Annotated in this window: 14 protein-coding genes; 12 read left to right on the forward strand and 2 right to left on the reverse strand. The window is 44.1% G+C overall.

The features are described from left to right. Positions 1-98 precede the first annotated feature (98 nt). Positions 99-2,663, forward strand: a complete 2,565-nt coding sequence (locus tag MKX34_RS04560) for a DUF4430 domain-containing protein (RefSeq protein ID WP_076296145.1) — start codon at positions 99-101, stop codon at positions 2,661-2,663. A 200-nt stretch (positions 2,664-2,863) separates the two neighbouring features. Next, positions 2,864-4,570, forward strand: coding sequence for a methyl-accepting chemotaxis protein (locus tag MKX34_RS04565; protein ID WP_076296146.1), 1,707 nt, complete (start codon positions 2,864-2,866; stop codon positions 4,568-4,570). A 981-nt stretch (positions 4,571-5,551) separates the two neighbouring features. Here the strand turns inward: MKX34_RS04565 and MKX34_RS04570 are convergent. Beyond that, positions 5,552-6,688 carry a polysaccharide deacetylase gene (locus MKX34_RS04570; RefSeq protein WP_076104213.1) on the reverse strand — a complete coding sequence of 379 codons (1,137 nt, stop codon included), beginning with the start codon at positions 6,686-6,688 and terminating at the stop codon, positions 5,552-5,554. Positions 6,689-7,174: 486 nt separating this feature from the next. Here MKX34_RS04570 and qoxA point away from each other — a divergent pair, with 486 nt between their 5' ends. The 9 genes from qoxA to MKX34_RS04615 all read left to right on the forward strand — a co-directional run bounded on the left by qoxA (position 7,175) and on the right by MKX34_RS04615 (position 16,773). Continuing rightward, complete coding sequence (gene qoxA, locus MKX34_RS04575; RefSeq protein ID WP_036680822.1) at positions 7,175-8,194, forward strand: cytochrome aa3 quinol oxidase subunit II; 1,020 nt, start codon at positions 7,175-7,177, stop codon at positions 8,192-8,194. Positions 8,195-8,232: 38 nt separating this feature from the next. Further along, a complete protein-coding gene (qoxB, locus tag MKX34_RS04580; RefSeq protein ID WP_036680823.1) occupies positions 8,233-10,176 on the forward strand; it encodes a cytochrome aa3 quinol oxidase subunit I in 1,944 nt (647 codons plus the stop codon). Next, positions 10,173-10,769, forward strand: coding sequence for a cytochrome aa3 quinol oxidase subunit III (qoxC, locus tag MKX34_RS04585; protein ID WP_036680826.1), 597 nt, complete (start codon positions 10,173-10,175; stop codon positions 10,767-10,769). Before qoxB ends, qoxC begins: the two co-directional genes overlap by 4 nt. Positions 10,770-10,773: 4 nt before the next feature. Further along, positions 10,774-11,064 (forward strand): cytochrome aa3 quinol oxidase subunit IV, encoded by a 291-nt coding sequence (gene qoxD / locus MKX34_RS04590; protein ID WP_036680878.1) that lies wholly within the window; start codon positions 10,774-10,776, stop codon positions 11,062-11,064. A 965-nt stretch (positions 11,065-12,029) separates the two neighbouring features. Beyond that, entirely contained in the window at positions 12,030-12,419 is a 390-nt protein-coding gene (locus tag MKX34_RS04595) for a GntR family transcriptional regulator (RefSeq protein ID WP_076296147.1), read from the forward strand. Then, positions 12,412-13,314: an ABC transporter ATP-binding protein gene (locus tag MKX34_RS04600; RefSeq protein ID WP_076296148.1), complete on the forward strand. Its 903-nt coding sequence runs from the start codon at positions 12,412-12,414 to the stop codon at positions 13,312-13,314. Before MKX34_RS04595 ends, MKX34_RS04600 begins: the two co-directional genes overlap by 8 nt. After that, entirely contained in the window at positions 13,268-15,310 is a 2,043-nt protein-coding gene (locus tag MKX34_RS04605; protein ID WP_143763709.1) for a hypothetical protein, read from the forward strand. Before MKX34_RS04600 ends, MKX34_RS04605 begins: the two co-directional genes overlap by 47 nt. A 347-nt stretch (positions 15,311-15,657) precedes the next feature. Beyond that, on the forward strand, positions 15,658-16,212 hold the full coding sequence (locus tag MKX34_RS04610) for an RNA 2'-phosphotransferase (protein WP_038568875.1): 555 nt from the start codon (positions 15,658-15,660) through the stop codon (positions 16,210-16,212). 39 nt (positions 16,213-16,251) lie between these two features. Then, complete coding sequence (locus MKX34_RS04615) at positions 16,252-16,773, forward strand: mismatch-specific DNA-glycosylase (RefSeq protein WP_036680837.1); 522 nt, start codon at positions 16,252-16,254, stop codon at positions 16,771-16,773. A gap of 455 nt (positions 16,774-17,228) precedes the next feature. Here the strand turns inward: MKX34_RS04615 and MKX34_RS04620 are convergent, their stop codons facing one another. After that, positions 17,229-18,164, reverse strand: a complete 936-nt coding sequence (locus tag MKX34_RS04620; protein WP_076296150.1) for an MraY family glycosyltransferase — start codon at positions 18,162-18,164, stop codon at positions 17,229-17,231. Positions 18,165-18,333: 169 nt separating this feature from the next. Here MKX34_RS04620 and MKX34_RS04625 point away from each other — a divergent pair, with 169 nt between their 5' ends. Beyond that, positions 18,334-19,035: a YjjG family noncanonical pyrimidine nucleotidase gene (locus tag MKX34_RS04625; protein ID WP_036680840.1), complete on the forward strand. Its 702-nt coding sequence runs from the start codon at positions 18,334-18,336 to the stop codon at positions 19,033-19,035. The last annotated feature ends 48 nt before the right edge of the window (positions 19,036-19,083 follow it).

Consider the following 19,083-nt stretch of genomic DNA (forward strand, 5'->3'; position numbering starts at 1 on the left):
ATTTGTAATCTTCCCTGACCGCCCTCCAAAGGGGCGGTCTTTATGTTATGCGTCTTATTCCCAGCAGTACCCATTCTTATACAGAAAGAGGTTAAACAATGAAGAAAATCATGTCTTCCAAGTTTGTAGCACTTGGGCTGGCCTTATTCATGGTCATTTCAATTCTAGGAACATCTCTTGCTCCGGCAGGACAAATATTTGCAGAAGCGAGCGCTGGCTCCGGTCTGGAAGCAACTGCTGCGGAGCGGATTAATGTTGCGGATGCGACTTATGCGGCTGCAGAATATCTCTTGAAAGGTGGCGTGCAATCGGATTGGCAAGCTATTGGATTAGCGCAAGCAGGATATAAGCTGCCAGCCAGTTACCATTCAGAGCTTGAGAAAAAAGTAAAGGATGCAGCTGGCAATTTCGCCAATGTAACCGATTATGCTCGAATCGTGCTCGCAGTGAGAGCGATTGGTGCAGATCCTACTAGCTTTGCTGGTAACGGAACGACTCCTGGCTATAATCTGATTGAGAAAATTTATAATAACAGCAAGCTCAGTGAACAGACGCTAAATAATCCGGTATATGCTTTACTTGCGCTGGATTCTGGTAAATATAATATCCCAAGTGACGCGAAATGGACGGCGGATAAGCTCCTTACGGAGATTCTCTCCAAACAAAATCCGGATGGGGGCTTTGCATTAACCTCAGGCGCAAGTGAGCCTGATATGACAGCGATAACCTTGACGGCTCTGGCGGCACATAAAAATAATCCCGAAGCCTACTTAGCAGGGCTACAAGCCGTAGCTTGGTTATCTGCAGCTCAAGATAGCCATGGGGGTTACGGTGACAGTGCTGAAAGTAGCGCACAAGCAATCCTTGGACTCACATCCTTCGGAGTTGATCCTAGTGGATTAGAATACACCAAAAACAAAGTGGATCTAATGGAGAACCTGCTTAGCTATCGTCTAGCTGATGGTAGCTTCACCCATAGCCGTGGTGGAAGCAGTAATGTTCTGGCGACAGAGCAAGGACTTCAGGCGCTGGTTGCGTATAATTTGCTGTATAAAGGAAGCAACAGTAAGCTATACGATTTTTCCAAATCCTCCGTTCAGAGCTCACTCATCTACGCTCCTGTAACGATTGAGGGACCACGGGCCACGTTGGCACAAGGGTACGCCTATGCTGGCAACGCACTTGGAGCGTTAGAGAAGCTGGCGCTTCAAACGAACTTGCCGATCACGAATCCTTCGGGCAGTTATGTGACTGGCATCGGAAGTATTGCTGCTGGAAGCTTTGGTGGTTATGACGGATGGATGTATGTTGTATCACGTGACGGAAAATGGATTAATCCCGATGTAGGCATGAGTGATTTTGTACTTAAAGATTCAGATCAGGTACTGGTTTATTATGCCGGAGATGACACTAAACTTGTGGATTCCGTTACCCTTTCCAAACAAAATCTTAAAGAGGGCGATTCTTTTACTGTCACTGTAACTAGTAAGACGTGGAAATGGGACGCTGCTACGAATACTTCCTCTCCTGTAACGGCAAAAGCTGCGGGTGTTCAGGTCCAAATTGGAGCTCACACGGTAACGACGAATGCTAAAGGTGAGGCCGTATTCTCAGGAAATGTGCCCGCAGGTGACTATACACTGTCTGTAACTGGCTACCGCGAAGGTAAAGCGCCAACGGTTGCTAAATATACAAAAGCTATAAAGGTAACTTCTAAGAATGTAACAGCTTCTCTTACCGTTGAAGGCCCGGAAGGATTGATTAGTGAAGGGACTTTAAAAGCCTCCAATGCTCTTGAAGCGTTGCAGCAACTAGGATCTACCGATGATTTTAAAGTAGATATCACCAAATCGTCTTATGGCAACTTTGTATCAGGTATCCATGGAGTTTCGCAAGGTACTTACGACGGATGGTGGAGCTTCGTAGTATCACGCGGCGGGGAGTGGATATATCCAAGTGTGGGTATGGATGCGTTCGAACTACAGGAATCCGATCGTGTGCTTGTCTATTATGCAGGTGAAAATACACAGGTTATAGATTCTGTGGCGCTTTCCCCAACGCAGCCAAAAGCTAATGAAGCTTTTACCGTAAAGGTTTCCCAGAAAAAGTGGGTGTGGAATCAGGACAGCTTCACTTCTGATCCGGTTACCTCACCAGCTGCAGGTGTGCAGGTTTCGATTGGTGATAAGAAGGTAATCACGAATGAACAAGGTGTAGCTGTTGTTGATGGGGGTCTCCCGGCAAATAGCTATACAATGACTGTTACCGGCTATGCTAAAGACAGCGTACCGAGCGTAGCGCGTTATACTCAGTCTCTGACTGTTGGATCGTCTGTTATTGCTCCAGCTAAAGCTACCGCTACCCTTTCAGTAATTGGAGATAGCCGGAAAGGAACCATCCTAGCCAGTACAACAGTAGCTCTAAAAGAGGGCGAAACGGCTTATAGCTTACTAGTCAGTCAATTAGGCAGTAAGGTAGTATCATCCGGCAATGCTGGAAGCATCTACGTGAAATCTATTGACGGGTTGGCTGAATTTGATGGAGGCCCAAGCAGCGGATGGAAGTATAAAACGAACCGGGATGCTGATCCAAGCATAAGTGCAGACAGTTATATTTTGCAGAACGGTGATACTTTATATTGGTACTATACCTCTGGAGAATAAGGAAGAGGATTGATTAGGCGGGTACATGGATTCGGAGTAACTAACGGATCGGGTGCCCGCCCTTTTTATATTTGAAGGAAAGTCGTTTTATGACAATATATACTTTTATTCGACACAATATTCAAAAAATCATCAAACTCTTAGCCCTTCCGACCGATAAAAATAGATAGATCATAAGATAATGCGAAGGCGGAGTGTAGATGAAAAATTTGAAAGTGAAATACAAAATAGGGCTGCTTTTGGTATTCGCTGTAATCATGGTGAATGTTGTAGGGGGCATAGGCATCATCACGATGACCCGAATGGCCGAAAAGACAAATGAGACATATAATGAAAATTTATTGCCTGTTTCTTACGTGGGGCAGATGCGTACGAATAATCGGGCTATTGAATCCTATCTTTTGGAGCGTTTGATTAGCGTAAATGCCAGCAAAAACAAAGAACTTTCTGAGAGTATTCAAGTGAAGGTTCAGGATAATAATGAACTTATGAACAAGGTGAAAGCGATTCAGTATAATGATCCTGCTATTGTAAGTAAAATCAAAGAGTATGAGTCCTTTTTGCCAGATTATCGCGCACAGCGGGACAACATTATAAAGATTGCTGATAGTAATCATAATCAAGAGGCCTATCGAGTATTTTCAGGCGAGTTTAACGATTCCCGTGAAAAAATGATCAACCTACTTAAAGGAATTAGTGATTCGTTGCTTAAAGATGCTGATGAACACAATTCAGATTCCATGGCAACCGCTAAAAGCATGCGGGTAAACAATACAATAATGATTACGTTCGCCTGGGTGATTTGTATCGTGATTAGTATTGCAATCATTCGACTGATAACAAAACCTCTTAAAGAACTGCAAGGACTAATGAAGCGGGCAGAAAATGGAGATTTGACCGTAATGGCAACGTACACTGCCAAGGATGAGATCGGCCAAATTAACAGTTCATTTAACAATATGCTGCAGGGCTTGCGGAAGATGATGCAAGGGATTGCAGAGAGTGCAGAACTGCTGTCAGCTTCATCGGAAGAGATGAGCGCTAGTGCTGAGCAGACCTCATTGGCTTCACAAATGATCGCTGTATCTTCTGGAGAGATTGCCGCGGGTTTTGATGAACAGACAGAGAGCATTAACAATACAACACGTTCCATAAAAGCAATGACCAATGATATTGCAGCCGTAGAGGGCAGCAGCTATGAAATGTCGGATCTAATGGGCGTAGTTTCCGGTTCATCGGATCGTGGAGTAGAGGCTGTAGACCAAATCATTGTGCAGATGAAGGAAATTGACCTCAGTGTAACTCAGAGTCAGGAGATTGTTTCTAATCTGGGGACATTGTCACAAGAGATTAATACAATTATTACAACGATTAACGGTATTGCTACACAGACGAATCTGCTTGCGCTCAACGCTTCTATAGAAGCAGCACGGGCCGGTGAGCATGGACGGGGATTTGCTGTAGTTGCTGGAGAAATTCGTAATCTGGCGGAAGCAACTAGAAATAGTTCTTTGCGGGTTACAGATATTATTACACATATCCAAAAGCAAACCGAAAGCGCAGTAGAATCCATGGCTTTGGGTACTGAGCTAGTCACCAATGGCGTAGTTCAAAGTCATCTGGTATCTCAAGCGTTTCATGAGATTCAGACTTCCATTAAAGAAGCTACCTTACAGACAGCCGAAATTAGAGAAGCGGTTGCTCATGTAGCCATGGAATCACAAGGTGTGGCAGCAGCTATGGAACAGGTCAACGTTATATCTAGTAAAGGCGCAGAAGGTGTTCAGGACACAAGTGCAGCGAGTCAGGAGCAACTATCCGCAATGGAGGAAATGTCGGCTTCAGCTCAGTATTTAGCGGTGCTCGCAGAAGATCTGCAAAAGACATTGTCCAGCTTCAAACTATAGGCTTCATAATATTGTTAAAACCAGCAGAGCAGCGGTTCTCCAGTAACGGAGATCGCTGCTCTGCTGTTTGTGGTTATAGCAGATTGGGAGCAAGCGCGAGCCAGTTGGTCTCAGTTGGTCAAGGTGGGAGAGATGTAAGTTGGTTTCAGTAGGTTGCGGGCAAACATATGCTATGTGACCTCCAGCGACACTATTGGCAGGCAAGACAGAGGGATGGAAACAATAAAAACTTCGGCGATGATCGGTATGCTCGTACCCCGTAACCTGTAAACCGTACCCCGTACCCCGTACCCCGTACCCCGTACCCCGTACCCCGTACCCCGTACCTCTAGTTTCACCGGCTGATCTCTAGTTTTTTAAACACACTATCTACTTGATATTCCCTAGTCTAAGGTCATTTGTGTCCGATGTGTGGGCTTATACTCATCCGCACAGGCTATCGGACACAGCAGCCGCTATTTGCACATTTATCGCCATTGGGGCGAAGTTTCGGACACCAGCGCAGCTATTGGTGTGGAAAACGCTGAAAACTGGTTTATTTCGCATCAATAGCGGCTATGAGGTCCGATAGCGTCCGAAATATAGCTAAATCCAGCAATTAAGGTCATGTGGGTCCGATAGCGTGGGCTCATACTCATCCCCACTGGTTTGCGGCTTGGAAGCGGAGTATCGGACACAGCAGCCGCTATTTGCCCATTTATCGCCCTTGGAGCGAAGTTTCGGACACCAGCGCAGCTATTGGTGTGGAAAACGCTGGAAACTAGTGTTTTTTGCACCAATAGCGGCTATGGGGTCCGATAGCACCCGAAACAGTGGCAAATCCAGCAATTAAGGTCATCTGGGTCCGATAGAAAAACTCGGGAGCGCGAATGTGATCGGATTAAATAAAAATTAGTTTTTAGATCAAGACCTGAAAAAAAGAGGGCATCCCCACAGCTAGTTCACAGCTGTGGGGATGCCCTCTTGATTTTTAATAAAAACTCAGCGTGTATCCTTCCAGAAATTCAGAGGTTTCAGATCTGAGCTAATGACGTGGAAGGTATATCCTTCTTTTTTCAATGACTCTAAAATACGAGGAAGCACTTTAAGTGTAGCCTTTTGATCATGCATCAGAATAACTGGATTGGTCTGCGATTTCTGCAGCTTATGAACCTGATTCATAACCGAATTATAGATCGTCGTACTAGCATCCTTGTATTTCCAATCCTCAGAGTCCACGTTCCAATCCCACAGATGATAACCTTGAGCCAACACTTTATCTCTAAAGGTCTTTGTGAAATAAGGTTTGCTTCCATAAGGAGGACGAATTAGTGTGGTGCTTTGACCTGTAATCTTTTTCAAAATGGCGTTATCGTTATCCATCTCACCCAGTGCAGCGGCAGGTGAAGCATAAAACTTCTCTTTCCGGTGCGTCATTCCATGCAATGCGAGACCATGCCCTTCATTCGCAATCCGTTTCACTTGCGTAGTATGCTGGTTCATATTCGGTCCGATCATGAAAAAAGTTGCCTTCGCATCATATTTTGCCAAAATATCAAGCAATGTAGAAGTAGTGGCCGTTGGTCCATCATCAAAGGTGAGGTATACGGTCTTACCTTGCTTCCCAACAGTTGGCGTAGAAGTTCCAGGAGTTGCGGTTGGCTTCATTTCCTTTTTAAATTTACTCACAAATGTTGCATCATCTAATGTAGCTGAGCCATCTTTTACACGCAATAAATTTTGATCTGCTTTAAAGGAAATTCCGAAACCAAGATAAGAAGTCAATTTCAGTGGAACCATGGTTTTTCCGTTTTTCAAAAATGTATTCATGGATATGGTCTTTCCATCGCTTAGAGTAGCTGTTGCATGATCATTCAGCAGTTTGATTGATCTGTTCTGACCTGTAACTTTTATCCCATCACTCACTCCAGTTAGCGTTAACTTAAGTTCCTGTGACAGATCACGTAGAGGAACGTAATAGGTATCTTTTACCGAAACTGCTTCAATAGTTGTTAACTTATCGTTCACACCTAACCTAAGGGAGCCTGCACCTGCTGCATTCACTGAATCTATCGCTCGTATTGATCCAGAACCTATGAATAATACGATTAATAATAGCCATACTTTCTTTAAAGACATCGTCAAAAATCTCCTATCTATGTATATTTGTCTATTACCTTATCATACATTGATAGAATGAAATTTGAGAGATTGTAACCCCCAGCAGAATAATTTGTTACCTTTTAGTAGTTAACTGTGATTTCAACCACAATCATAAAAAGCACGTAACTCCGGCTAAATACTGACGCATCAACAAAAATGGTTAAAATAACCCCGTTTTGCGCAAAATAGATGTGTCCAAATTAGCAACTTTAGTAAACTATTGAACAAAGTTTGAACGGAATTTTTCAACCCATAAACAGCGCCGTTACAGTGATCTTTATCATACTATTAGAAACTTGTAACAAATTGATCACACATATTTAACTTGTTCGCCATTATTAAGGTCTTTTTTAGGCTAAATGGGAAAATAAGTCTTTTGCTTTCTTCCCCATAAATTCTTACTATATATAAAGGTTAATGTTGAGGGTTAATAAAAGAAGTATTGAAGGAAGGAGCTTAAGCATGAACAAAAAGGGACCGTTATACGCTTTATTTCTCAGCCTAATTTTACTCTTGCCAGGATGCAGTTCAATCGCTGTTCTGAATCCGAAGGGGCCGGCTGCAAGAACTTTATCTGACACGATCATTCTCTCCATTGTTATGATGCTCGGTGTTCTGGCAGTTGTCTACATCTTATATGTCTTCGTTCTTTTGAAATACCGTGCTAAAAAAAGCAACGAAGATTATATTCCTCCTCACGAGGAAGGAAACAAATGGCTGGAGGCTATCTGGATTACCATTCCGATTATTATCGTGGCATTCCTCTCCGTAGTCACCGTCAAAACAACAGTAGATGTAGAAAATGTTGCAGCGGATTATAAAGATCAGAAACCGCTTGTAATCTATGCTTCCTCCTCTAACTGGAAATGGCATTTCAGCTATCCAGAGGAAGGGATCGAAACAGTAAACTACGTTAATATTCCAGTTCACCGCGCTGTAGAGTTCAGATTGTATTCTTTCGGTACAATCTCAAGTCTTTGGATCCCACAATTGGGAGGACAAAAATACGCGATGAGCGACATGATCACAACCTTGCATCTTTCAGCTGATACTGTAGGTTCTTATGTCGGAAGAAATGCGAACTTTAATGGTAAGGGCTTTGCCCACATGGAGTTTGAAACACTTGCGATGACAGATAAGGATTATCAGGAATGGGTGAAAGACGTTAAAGAAACGGCGGGTCCACTGACGGAAGATGAATTTAAAGGTCTTTTGGAAATGGAACATGTCGGACGTAAAACGTATACGAATACTCACTTATCCTTTAGCCCGCCTCCGGGAAGCCATGGTGACCATATGAGTAATGGTGGCACTGAAATGGATACGGATAACGGAAGCATGGAGCATCAGGATAATAAAGAAATTCACCCGACTCCAGCACCATCCAGTGAGACGGAATTCAACACCGAGCCTAATCCAGAACTGGATGAGCCGACACCTAGTTCTCCATTAGAAGAGAGCACAACACATGACGGACACTAGTCAATGTTAATTGAACAACTTGAAAGGAGCGATTCCTAATGGATTGGGATAAATTTAAGGTCCACGGCGAACCCTTGATATACGGAGCTATGGCAAGTATTGTTCTGGCTACGATCGGGATTATTGTCGGCCTGACCTATTTTAAAAAATGGGGATATTTATGGCGCGAATGGTTGACTACTGTTGACCACAAACGTATTGGGATTATGTATATCCTCGCAGCATTGCTTATGCTTTTCCGCGGCGGCGTTGACGCTATTATGATGAAGTTGCAAACAGCAGCCCCGGACATGAAATTTCTTGACGCACAGCATTATAACGAGGTATTTACAACACACGGCTTGATTATGATCCTTTTTATGGCCATGCCGTTTATTATCGGTCTGATGAATGTTATCGTTCCGCTGCAAATCGGCGCTAGAGACGTTGCCTTCCCGCGTCTGAACGCTGTCAGCTTCTGGCTCTTCTTCTTTGGAGCTATGCTGCTTAACATTTCGTTTGTTATCGGGGGATCGCCAGATGCTGGTTGGTCCGCATATTTCCCGCTAGCAAGTCTAGAGTTCAGTCCAACGGTGGGTAATAACTATTACTCGCTCGCACTACAAATTTCAGGTATTGGTACGCTCATCACAGGCGTTAACTTTATTGTAACGATTCTGAAAATGCGTGCACCAGGCATGAAGTTGATGAAAATGCCGATGTTTACTTGGTCCGTATTGATCACCAACGTAATTATCGTATTCGCATTCCCTGTGCTTACGGTAGCACTTGCGTTGATGATGTTCGACCGGCTGTTCGGCTCTCAATTCTTTACGATGGCCAATGGCGGTATGGATATGTTATGGGCCAACCTTTTCTGGGTGTGGGGTCACCCTGAAGTATATATCGTTGTCTTACCGGCATTCGGTATTTATAGTGAAATTATCGCCACCTTCTCTAAAAAGAACCTGTATGGATATACATCCATGGTATTCAGTATGTTGATCATTTCTCTCTTGTCCTTCTTAGTATGGGCTCACCATTTCTATACAATGGGTCAAGGTGCTATGGTTAACAGCTTCTTCTCGATTACAACCATGGCCATTGCCGTACCAACAGGTGTGAAAATATTTAACTGGCTATTCACCTTACGAAAAGGGCGAATAACCTTTACGACACCTATGCTATACACCCTGGCCTTTATTCCGATCTTTACGATTGGTGGGGTAACAGGTGTCATGCTGGCTATGGCCAGTGCCGATTACCAGTACCATAATACGATGTTCCTGGTTGCCCATTTCCACTACGTTCTTATTCCAGGTGCGGTCTTCGCCGTTATCGCAGGGTTCCATTACTGGTTCCCTAAAGTATTCGGTTTCCGTCTGAATGAACGTCTTGGCAAGCATGCCTTCTGGTGGATTATTATTTCCTTTAACGTATCGTTCTTCCCGCTGTTTATTCTCGGACTTAAGGGTATGACCCGTCGACAATACACATATTCTGCGGACACTGGATTTGGCCCGCTGAGTATGGTTTCATTTGTAGGTGCGATCGGTCTCGCGATTGGATTTGTAATCCTGGTTTATAACATTTACTGGAGTACTCGTTACGAACCAAGAGATACTGATGGCGACCCATGGGATGCACGTACTTTGGAGTGGGCAACGAAAAGCCCGATTCCAGCTTACAACTTCGCAGTGGTTCCAAATGTAAAAACACGCGATGCATACTGGTCTGCTAAACAAGATAAAGTACCACTTTTTGAAGATAAGATTACTAAGATTCATATGCCTAGCAACACAGGAAAACCATTTATTCTGGGTGTTATCTTCTTCATCGCAGGGTTCTCTCTGGTCTTCAGTCTTTGGATTCCAGCGATCCTCTCTGGAGTAGGTATCCTCATTGTTCTAGCTGCTATGTCCTTTGATCGGGATCACGGATTCTACATCCCAGCAGAAGAAGTTATTGCTACTGAAAAGAAATTGCGGGGTGAGACAGTATGAAAATAGATGCGTCTAAGCCGCTTGAATACTCAACAGAAGAGAATAGTAATAAAATCTTTGGCTTCTGGGTTTTTCTAGGAGCGGAGATTGCACTGTTCGCTACGTTGTTCACTGTTTACTTTGTAATGGTAGACCGTTTTGCCAGCGGCCCTAGCGGGCCGGAGCTTTTCGAAATTGGTCCGGTGATGATCGAAACATTGCTGCTGCTGACAAGTTCGTTTACGATTGGTCTTGCGGTTCATGCCATGCGGCATGGTTACCAAAAAGCCATGATGGTCTTTTTCGGACTAACCCTTCTAATGGGTCTCGGCTTCCTTGGTATCGAAATCATGGAGTTTGTCACTTATGTTCACGAAGGGGCTACACTTCAAACCAGTGGTTTCCTATCCAGTCTCTTTGTACTGCTGGGAACACACGGAGCTCACGTATCGTTCGGGTTCCTGTGGGGTGCGGCTATTCTAATCCAGTTGAAGCGTCAAGGTATTAATCCGGCTACGGCCAATAAATCCTTTATCTTCTCGCTGTACTGGCATTTCTTGGACGTTGTCTGGATCTTTATTTTCAGCTTCGTCTATCTGAAAGGACTGATGTAGCATGATGAAGCAATTGTTTCCAATTCGCCATGTGATGGGTTTCTTAGCCTCTCTTGTCCTTTCTGTGGCTGCACTTGCTGTAATCTACCTTGATCTATCCAACACTGCGAACATGGCAATCCTGCTTGTTACAGCCCTCATTCAGGCTTCCTTGCAGCTCTTCCTGTTCATGCATATTGGTGAATCAGCAGATACCAAGAAAGAACTTTACATCAATATCGCCTATGCCTTATTCGTTGGTTTAGTTACGATATTCGGTACGCTCTTCATCTTCGTATGGGGCTGGTATGCTTAATTACAGTAACTAATACTCAAAGGGACGTCTCCTAAGCCTAAATGGCTTAGGCACGTCTCTTTTTTTTGTTTACTTAGGAGGTTTGTTGTAGCGGATGCCCGGAAATGGGCATCTTCCCAGGCAATAGCTGCACAGGAGTCTGCAACTTTGCTCAATAGGCGGAAAATGTGCGAATAGGGTCATCTGGGTCCGAAATCCACGGGGGATGAGGGTGGCTCGGTGCTATCGGATTCAGATGACCTTAAAAGCAGGAATCAGCGGCTTTTGAGTCCGAGAGCCCCGTGAGACAAGGGTGGCTCGGCGCGATCGGACTCAGATGAGCTTAAAAGCAGGAATCAGCGGCTTTTGGAGTTGTAACAGACCCCAAAGCCGCTATTGGTGTGAAAAACGCGCAAAATGAGCGCCTTTTTAGGCAATAGCTGCACAGGAGTCCGAAACTTCGCTCAAAAGACGAAAAATGTGCGAATAGGGTCATCTGGGTCCGAAAGCTAGCGGGGATAAGGAGGCTCGGCGCGATCGGACTCAGATGACCTTAAAAGTGGGAATCAGCGGCTTTTGGAGTTGTAACGGACCCCAAAGTCGCTATTGCCTAGAAAAACGCGCAAAATGAGCGCTTTTCTAGGCAATAGCTGCACATGAGTCCGAAACTTTGCTCAAAAGACGAAAAATGTGCGAATAGCGTCATCTGGGTCCGAAAGCCACGGGAGATAGGGGGGCTTGGCGCTGTCAACCTCAGGTGAACTTAAAAGCAGGAATCAGCGTCATTTGTGTCCGAAAGCCACGGGGATGAGGTTGGCTCGGTGCTATCGGACGTAATTTTGATTAATAACAAGGGATAGATAGATCCCCAAAGGATAATCTTGGGGATTTTTTGTTGACATATAAATCAAACTGTATTAATAATAGTAGTACAGTTAATACACACCAAAATGGATTTAATGCAAGATAGTGGAAGGAGGAGGGTTATGTTCGAACTGGACGTTCGTAGTCGGAAGCCGATTTATGAGCAGCTGACCGATAAGGTCAAGGAGATGATTCTGCATGGTATTTTGCAGACGGATGAACAGCTACCTTCTGTAAGGGCTTTATCCCAGCAGCTAACCGTGAATCCCAATACGATTCAGAAGGCTTACCGTGAATTGGAACGTGAGGGGTATATCTATTCATTACAGGGGAAAGGAAGTTTTGTAGCCCCGATGAAAAAAGAACAAAATGCGATCAAAAAAGCGGAAGTCCGGAATGAGTTGCTGAGGCTGATGGCGGAGGCGGTATACCTTGGGTTCACCGCAGCTGAGATTAGTTCTTTGTACCAACAAGTGGAGAAGCAAAGAGAAGGAGGGAAGAGTGATGATTGAGATTCGAGGAGTCAGCAAGTTATTTCAAGGCGAGAAGGCAGTCGACGATATCTCTTTAACGGTACATAAAGGAACAATTTATGGGCTGCTCGGCTCTAATGGCGCGGGCAAAACTACGCTGCTCAAAACATTGGCGGGCATCTACTCTCCAGATAAGGGGACCGTGCGGGTGGATGGTGAAGCAGTATTCGAACACCCGACGACTAAGCAACGGGTTATTTTTATGCCGGATGCTCCTTATTTTTTCCCACAATCCACCATGCTGCAAATGGCGGCCTTCTATCGCTCGATTTATCCGAGCTGGAATCAGAAGCGTTTTGAAGATTTGGGAACCGTATTTCAGCTCGATAAAAAGCGCAAACTCAGTCGTTTCTCCAAAGGGATGCAGCGGCAAGCGTCATTCTGGTTGTGTTTAAGCTGTATGCCGGATGTGCTGATTATGGATGAACCGATTGACGGATTAGATCCGGTGATGCGGCGTCAGATCAAAAACCTGCTATTTCAGGAGGTTGCTGAACGCGAGCTGACGGTAATCATATCTTCGCATAACCTTCGTGAGATTGAAGATCTGTGCGATCATGTCGGGATTTTGCATGGTGGGAAGATGTTGATTGAGAAGGATCTGGATGATCTTAAGGCGGATACACATAAGATTCAAGTGGCGTTTCGGGATGAACGGCATGAGATTCCGTTAGCTGCCAAGTTACAAGTTCTGCATCAAGAGCGCCGGGGAAGTGTGAACCTATATATTGTAAAAGGGGATCGTGAACGGATCAAAGCGGCTTTTCAGGTGTACGAGCCATACGTATTCGATTTGCTTCCATTGACGTTAGAAGAGATTTTTATTTATGAAATGGGGGATGTCGGATATGACGCGCAGCCATTACTACTTTAATAGCAGTATTTTTCGCCAGAACTTCCGCCAGCATGGCTGGATAGGGATTATATATGCACTCGGCTTATTATTCGCTCTTCCATTGCAGCTCTTCATGAGCAACAATCCGGATGCAAAACCGCAGGAAATTGATCATTTATTTCGCATAGCTGGTAGTGTGCAAGCCTTATTTATCATTACGATCCCAGTTACCGCAGGACTATTCTTATTCCGATACCTTCAGGCAAAATCACCCGCAGATCTTTGGCATAGCCTGCCTTTACGCAGAGAGCATTTATTTACAGCTCATCTGACGAGTGGACTTACCTTACTGTTACTGCCTGTTTGGTTAACTGCTGGGGTGGTTGCCGTTATTAAGCCATGGAGTGGGAATTTTTATATTTTTCAAGGCGCAGATATTTGGCAATGGTGTATCACAGTTAGTATTCTGACTTTGTTCCTCTTCTGCTTTAGTGTTTTTGTGGGAATATGTACGGGCCAATCTATTCTTCAGGGAATTATCATTTATATTTTGCTTATTCTTCCTGCTGTACTGATCTCATTAATCAATAGCCATTTCGTCATGTATCTTTATGGTTATGCAAATGCAAATGTAAACTTCCGTGATTCTAGTTTGCAGATGTGGTCTCCGTTTGTTCATATCGTGTATTATTTTACCGGCAAACCCTTCACTAATACAGAATTATGGATTTATGGGGTATTGGCACTTCTGTTTATTGGGTTGTCCTATCTGTTATACCGTAAACGTAATACGGAAAAAGCGGGTCAGGCTATTGCTTTTGGATATTTCAACCCACTGTTTAAAGCAGGGGTTATGTTATGTACTATGCTTATTTCCGGAAATTATTTTGCACAAATGAAGCAACAGCAAATGGGCTGGGTGATTAGTGGATATGCCATCGGAGCCATTATTGGTTATGTTGCCGCAGAAATGATTGTTCGGAAAACATGGCAGATTATGACGCGTAAAATGGTAGCTGAGTTTGCAGTTTATGCGGTAATGATAGGGTTACTTCTGTATATCCCAGTATCAAGTGTTACGGGGTATGAAGCCAGAGTGCCTTCCGGTGATAAGATTAGCGGTGTATATATGGGAGCTAACTACCGGTTGTATACCCCAACGGATGGTTTGCACACTACACCCTACATGGGGCAGAACCCTTTTTCCGATGATAAAGATTATATAGAAACTGTCCGTAAACTTCATCAAACGGTAGTTGCAGTACGTCCAGAACATACCTCACAACAATATGTTTATGAATATTTTACTCTGGCTTATCAATTGGAGAATGGTCACAAGTTGGTGAGGGAATACTGGATCCCTAATAAGGGGTTTGAATCAGAACTCAAGGCGGTTAAGGATACTGAAGCTTACAAGTATGAAAAGTATAATTTAGCTCTCTTAGACAAAGACCTGGATTTTATGTGGGTTACTAACAGGAATAAAAAAGTAGCCATCTCGGATCCCGGGGAAATTTCAGAGCTAAAGCAGATTATCAAACGCGAAATTTCGAATATGTCCTACGAAGTACAGATAGATAAGGACGGAAAACCTGATGTGGCTAATATCCAAGTAGAGGTAAAGGTAAAAGAGAACAGTAATCAAGTTTCTACAGATTATGGTTATTATTATCCGTGGAAGTCAACTTTTCATGAGTTAGAGAAATGGATGAACGAAAAAGGTTATGCCGATAAAATACGAATAACAGCTGAAGATATCCAATCGGCAGAGATTATAAAAGATGATTATATGGACGAGAAAACACCTAAGAACCCTACTAGTCCTGAACAAAGAGTAGCGCTTGCGCGTGAAAAGAATCGTACGGCTGTTACGAAGGATAAGGTTCTATTAACAGATGTTTTGGCCCATCATTTCAATTATGGTGTTGAGAATGGCAACTACATTGTGAAGTTGATGTACAAAGAGGGTTATAGCGATTTCGTAATGTTAAAAGAATCAGATATGACATCTGAATTGAAAGCATTGCTGAAATAAGCTAAGAATAAGGTAAGTAAAAGATTACAGAAGATAAAAGACTACTGGTTGACATAAACTGGATAGTTGAAATATGCTTTTGGAGATAGGTTAAGGATGAAATGGGACTTTCAGGTCAGCCTCAGAGCCAGTATATTCGTTTCCGTTAAAATAACATCGCTGTATTAACTGGTAAGGAGTTCTGTATTTAGGTGAAGCCCGACCATGGACGAAAGAGTCCATGGTCTTTTTTTGCATATTAAGAGGTAATACATGGATGTGCGATTGCTGTAATGCCTCTGGAGTCTGCTTCGGCAGATCTTTTACTGTAGAATAATATAAATAGGGAACATTGAGGTGGAAATATAATGTTAAGCAATACAGCGGAAGTATCGTTAAGTAAATTTATGACTAAGCTGCTGCGGCATACCCCAGAGCAATATGGTCTTATTTTGGATCCAGAGGATGGTTCCTGTAGGTTGGATGATTTGCTGTCTGTTATTGTCAGCACTCCTAGATGGTCAGAGGTGACTGTGGGAGATATTCGGCAAGTGGTCGCAGGCTGCGACAAGCAACGATTGGAAATCGTTGATGACCGGATCAAAGCCCGGTACGGGCATAGCCATACAAAAATCACTTATGAGCCGGGGACTCCGCCTGCTGTACTTTTTCACGGAACTCATTCTGGTGTGCTTTCTGTGATTTTGGAGGAGGGACTCCAATCGATGGGACGGCAGTATGTTCATTTGTCTGAAGGGACTCATTTTGCCAGTTTAGCCGGAAGTCGCAGAGGGAAATTGATATTGTTAACCGTTGATACGATTAGAGCGGGTCAAATGGGTGCAACCTTTTATAATGCGGGTAATAAGGTTTGGTTGGCAGGTCATATACCGCCTTCATGTCTTAAAGTGTATACCCCGTAAGTTGAACTAGATCGACGTTTGGTTAGGAGGCATAATAACATGGATGAAATTCCAGATCACTTAGATCACGGATTACAGATTGTATTTATTGGGTTCAACCCTAGTATCCGTTCTGGTGAGGTAGGACATCATTACGCGAATCCGCGGAATAATTTTTGGAGAATATTACATCAGTCTGGACTTACTCCCCGGTTGTATGATGCGTCTGAGGACGGGGACTTGCTAAAGCTGGGCTATGGGTTTACAAATATTGTTGCCCGTCCCACACGGGGAATCGACGATATTACTCGTGAAGAATACCAGGAGGGTCGTGAATTGCTTCGCTCCAAGCTGGAGAAATATCGGCCTCAAGTCGCCTGTTTTGTAGGTAAGGGTGTGTATACAGAGTTTAGTCGCAGAACAAAAGCTAACTGGGGATTTCAAGGGGGCGAGCCTCCAAAGGTAGATGGTGTCCGTGAATTCGTTGCACCCTCTTCTAGTGGATTAGTTAGAATGCCGATGGGAGAGATCATTGGAATTTATCGCAGATTAGCCGAGTTTACGCAAGAGAACGATGGGTGATTGATTTATTTGGAGTTAGGTAGCTAAAGGACACAGGAGTCGCTAAAAGTAACAAATCACTCTAATTTGCGTGCTATCGGACTCCAATGCAGCTATTGGGTAGAAATAGACTGAATATGAGTCCATTTTGGGTAGATAGCGTCTCTGGAGTCCGAAATCACCACTAAATGGCCGCAAATCCACGAATAACGGCGCCTGAGTCCGTAAGGATAAAGGCTGGAGAGTTGGCCATGGATCTACGTAGATTCCGTAGATCCCGCAGATCACCGTAGATCACCGTAGATCACCGCAGATCTCCGTAGATTTCGCAAGCTCTGGCAAACTCTCGCATCTTAGCTATCTCTCGCTACCCTCCAACACAAAACGAGCAAGATTCCATATCGGAATCTTGCTCGTTTTATAACTTCAAAAGGCAGTCTCAGTATATGAGACATGCCCTTAGTCCCTAAAATACATTAAGTCTCGATCAGCAGCAGAATGATAGAGGATAAGGATAGACAAACACTAATCAGGCATAGCACGGCAACGACCTGCTTCTGGTTCAGGCCCGCCCGAAGCAGGCGGTAATGAGCCTGGGTGGCATCGGCTTGATAAATGGACTTGCCTTGGATGAAACGTTTGACTACGACAAAAATGTTGTCGAAGATCGGTACGCCCAGCGCCAGAATAGGGATGAACAGCGACAGGACGGTGGCTTGCTTGAACGCGCCGTCGAGTGCAATTACCGCAAGGATGAAGCCGAGAAAGGTTGCCCCGGCGTCGCCCATAAAGATTTTGGCGGGCGGCTTATTGTAGCGCAGATAAGCAAGCGTAACGCCAATCAGCGAAATTGCCATAATGGCAGATGAGGATTGACCCTTCGCCAGTGCGACTACGAATAACGTAACCGCCGAAATGGCCGTCAAGGCACCAGCTAGACCGTCCATGCCATCCGAGAAATTAATAACAGTGGTTACGCCGAAGATCCAGATAATCGTCAGCAGAAACGATAGAATGACTGGCAAAATGATATAATCACCTGAAAATGGATTGTAAAATCCGGTAAAGGCGTTGCCAGAAGCATAAACCAGGATCGCTGCGCTAACTTGTACAATTAACTTGGGCAGGGCTGGGAAATCTTTGCCCTTCGTTTTGTACCAATCATCCACCGTGCCTATGGTCAGCAACAGTACTCCACCAACAAATAATGCGACAGTCTCCATGGAGAAATCACGCGCGAACACCAGATAAGTAACAAAAAATGCGAGAAATATTGCGTAGCTGGCCGTTAGCGGAATGGGCTCTCTATGAATTTTACGCTCAACGTCCTGCCGAGGCTTGTCCACAAAATCAAGCCGAAAAGCAAGCTTGCCGAGCGGCGGAATTAGAAAGTAGACGATAAGAAATGACATTAGAAATGATAAAACGTATAAAATGACGCTCACCACCGTTTTCTTTTTAAAATACCACAGATCGATTAAATCTACCTTAAAAAAGTAAAATTTTGTCGCGAGGGGTGTTAAGTTGACTTGCCAGCATCGCTGTAGTACCTTGTTGAGAAAAGCTCTTTGGGGGATATTTATGAAATACGATGTTATTTTATTTGATGCCGACGATACGTTGTTTGATTATGGAATGGCAGAAAGTCACGCGTTGTCTAATGCCTTTCTACACTTTGGGATGCCCACAGGTGCAGCAGATTATGCTGCCAGTTATCAAGAGATTAACCACGCATTGTGGAGGGATTTAGAACAAGGAAGGATTTCATCTGCGGCGCTGCGGGTAGAGCGGTTCAATCGGTTGTTTGCTGCACATGCGCTTGAGCTTGATCCTGAATCATTTAGTGAGGCGTATCTACGTTTCTTAGGCGAAGGAACCTTTCTGATGCAGGGAGCGATCGAGCTATGCGGAGAGCTTGCAGAGTGCCGCCTGGCGATTATCACGAATGGAATCAAGGATGTGCAAACTTCCAGAATCCAAGGCTCGCTGCTGAGTGATACATTTGAGCAGATCATTATCTCAGAGGAGGCAGGATGTCAGAAGCCAGAGACCGGGATTTTTGATTACGCTTTTGCCAAATTGGGGATCGAGGATAAAGAAAAAGTATTGATTGTGGGTGACTCCTTAACCTCTGATATTCAAGGCGGAATTAATTATGGGATTGATACCTGCTGGTTTAACCCGCTCGGTAAGATTAATGAGTCCGGCGTTCAGCCAAAATACGAAATTCGAAACCTCTCGGAGCTACTAGATATTGTAGGGAAAGCTACTAACCTTCAATAAAAAAATAAGGTGTGAGCGCATAAGCGTCTCACACCTTTTATTTAGTAA

It is taken from the genome of Paenibacillus sp. FSL R5-0636, from assembly GCF_037974255.1.
GTDB classification, from domain to species: domain Bacteria; phylum Bacillota; class Bacilli; order Paenibacillales; family Paenibacillaceae; genus Paenibacillus_AQ; species Paenibacillus_AQ odorifer.

Coding starts and splice junctions, on each gene's coding strand:
- MKX34_RS04615 (WP_036680837.1), top strand. CDS start 16,252: ATGGATGAAATTCCAGATCACTTAGATCACGGATTACAGATTGTATTT.
- MKX34_RS04570 (WP_076104213.1), bottom strand. CDS start 6,688: ATGTCTTTAAAGAAAGTATGGCTATTATTAATCGTATTATTCATAGGT.
- MKX34_RS04560 (WP_076296145.1), top strand. CDS start 99: ATGAAGAAAATCATGTCTTCCAAGTTTGTAGCACTTGGGCTGGCCTTA.
- MKX34_RS04620 (WP_076296150.1), bottom strand. CDS start 18,164: ATGTCATTTCTTATCGTCTACTTTCTAATTCCGCCGCTCGGCAAGCTT.
- qoxB (WP_036680823.1), top strand. CDS start 8,233: ATGGATTGGGATAAATTTAAGGTCCACGGCGAACCCTTGATATACGGA.
- MKX34_RS04610 (WP_038568875.1), top strand. CDS start 15,658: ATGTTAAGCAATACAGCGGAAGTATCGTTAAGTAAATTTATGACTAAG.
- MKX34_RS04565 (WP_076296146.1), top strand. CDS start 2,864: ATGAAAAATTTGAAAGTGAAATACAAAATAGGGCTGCTTTTGGTATTC.
- qoxC (WP_036680826.1), top strand. CDS start 10,173: ATGAAAATAGATGCGTCTAAGCCGCTTGAATACTCAACAGAAGAGAAT.
- MKX34_RS04625 (WP_036680840.1), top strand. CDS start 18,334: ATGAAATACGATGTTATTTTATTTGATGCCGACGATACGTTGTTTGAT.
- MKX34_RS04600 (WP_076296148.1), top strand. CDS start 12,412: ATGATTGAGATTCGAGGAGTCAGCAAGTTATTTCAAGGCGAGAAGGCA.
- qoxD (WP_036680878.1), top strand. CDS start 10,774: ATGAAGCAATTGTTTCCAATTCGCCATGTGATGGGTTTCTTAGCCTCT.
- MKX34_RS04605 (WP_143763709.1), top strand. CDS start 13,268: ATGAAATGGGGGATGTCGGATATGACGCGCAGCCATTACTACTTTAAT.
- MKX34_RS04595 (WP_076296147.1), top strand. CDS start 12,030: ATGTTCGAACTGGACGTTCGTAGTCGGAAGCCGATTTATGAGCAGCTG.
- qoxA (WP_036680822.1), top strand. CDS start 7,175: ATGAACAAAAAGGGACCGTTATACGCTTTATTTCTCAGCCTAATTTTA.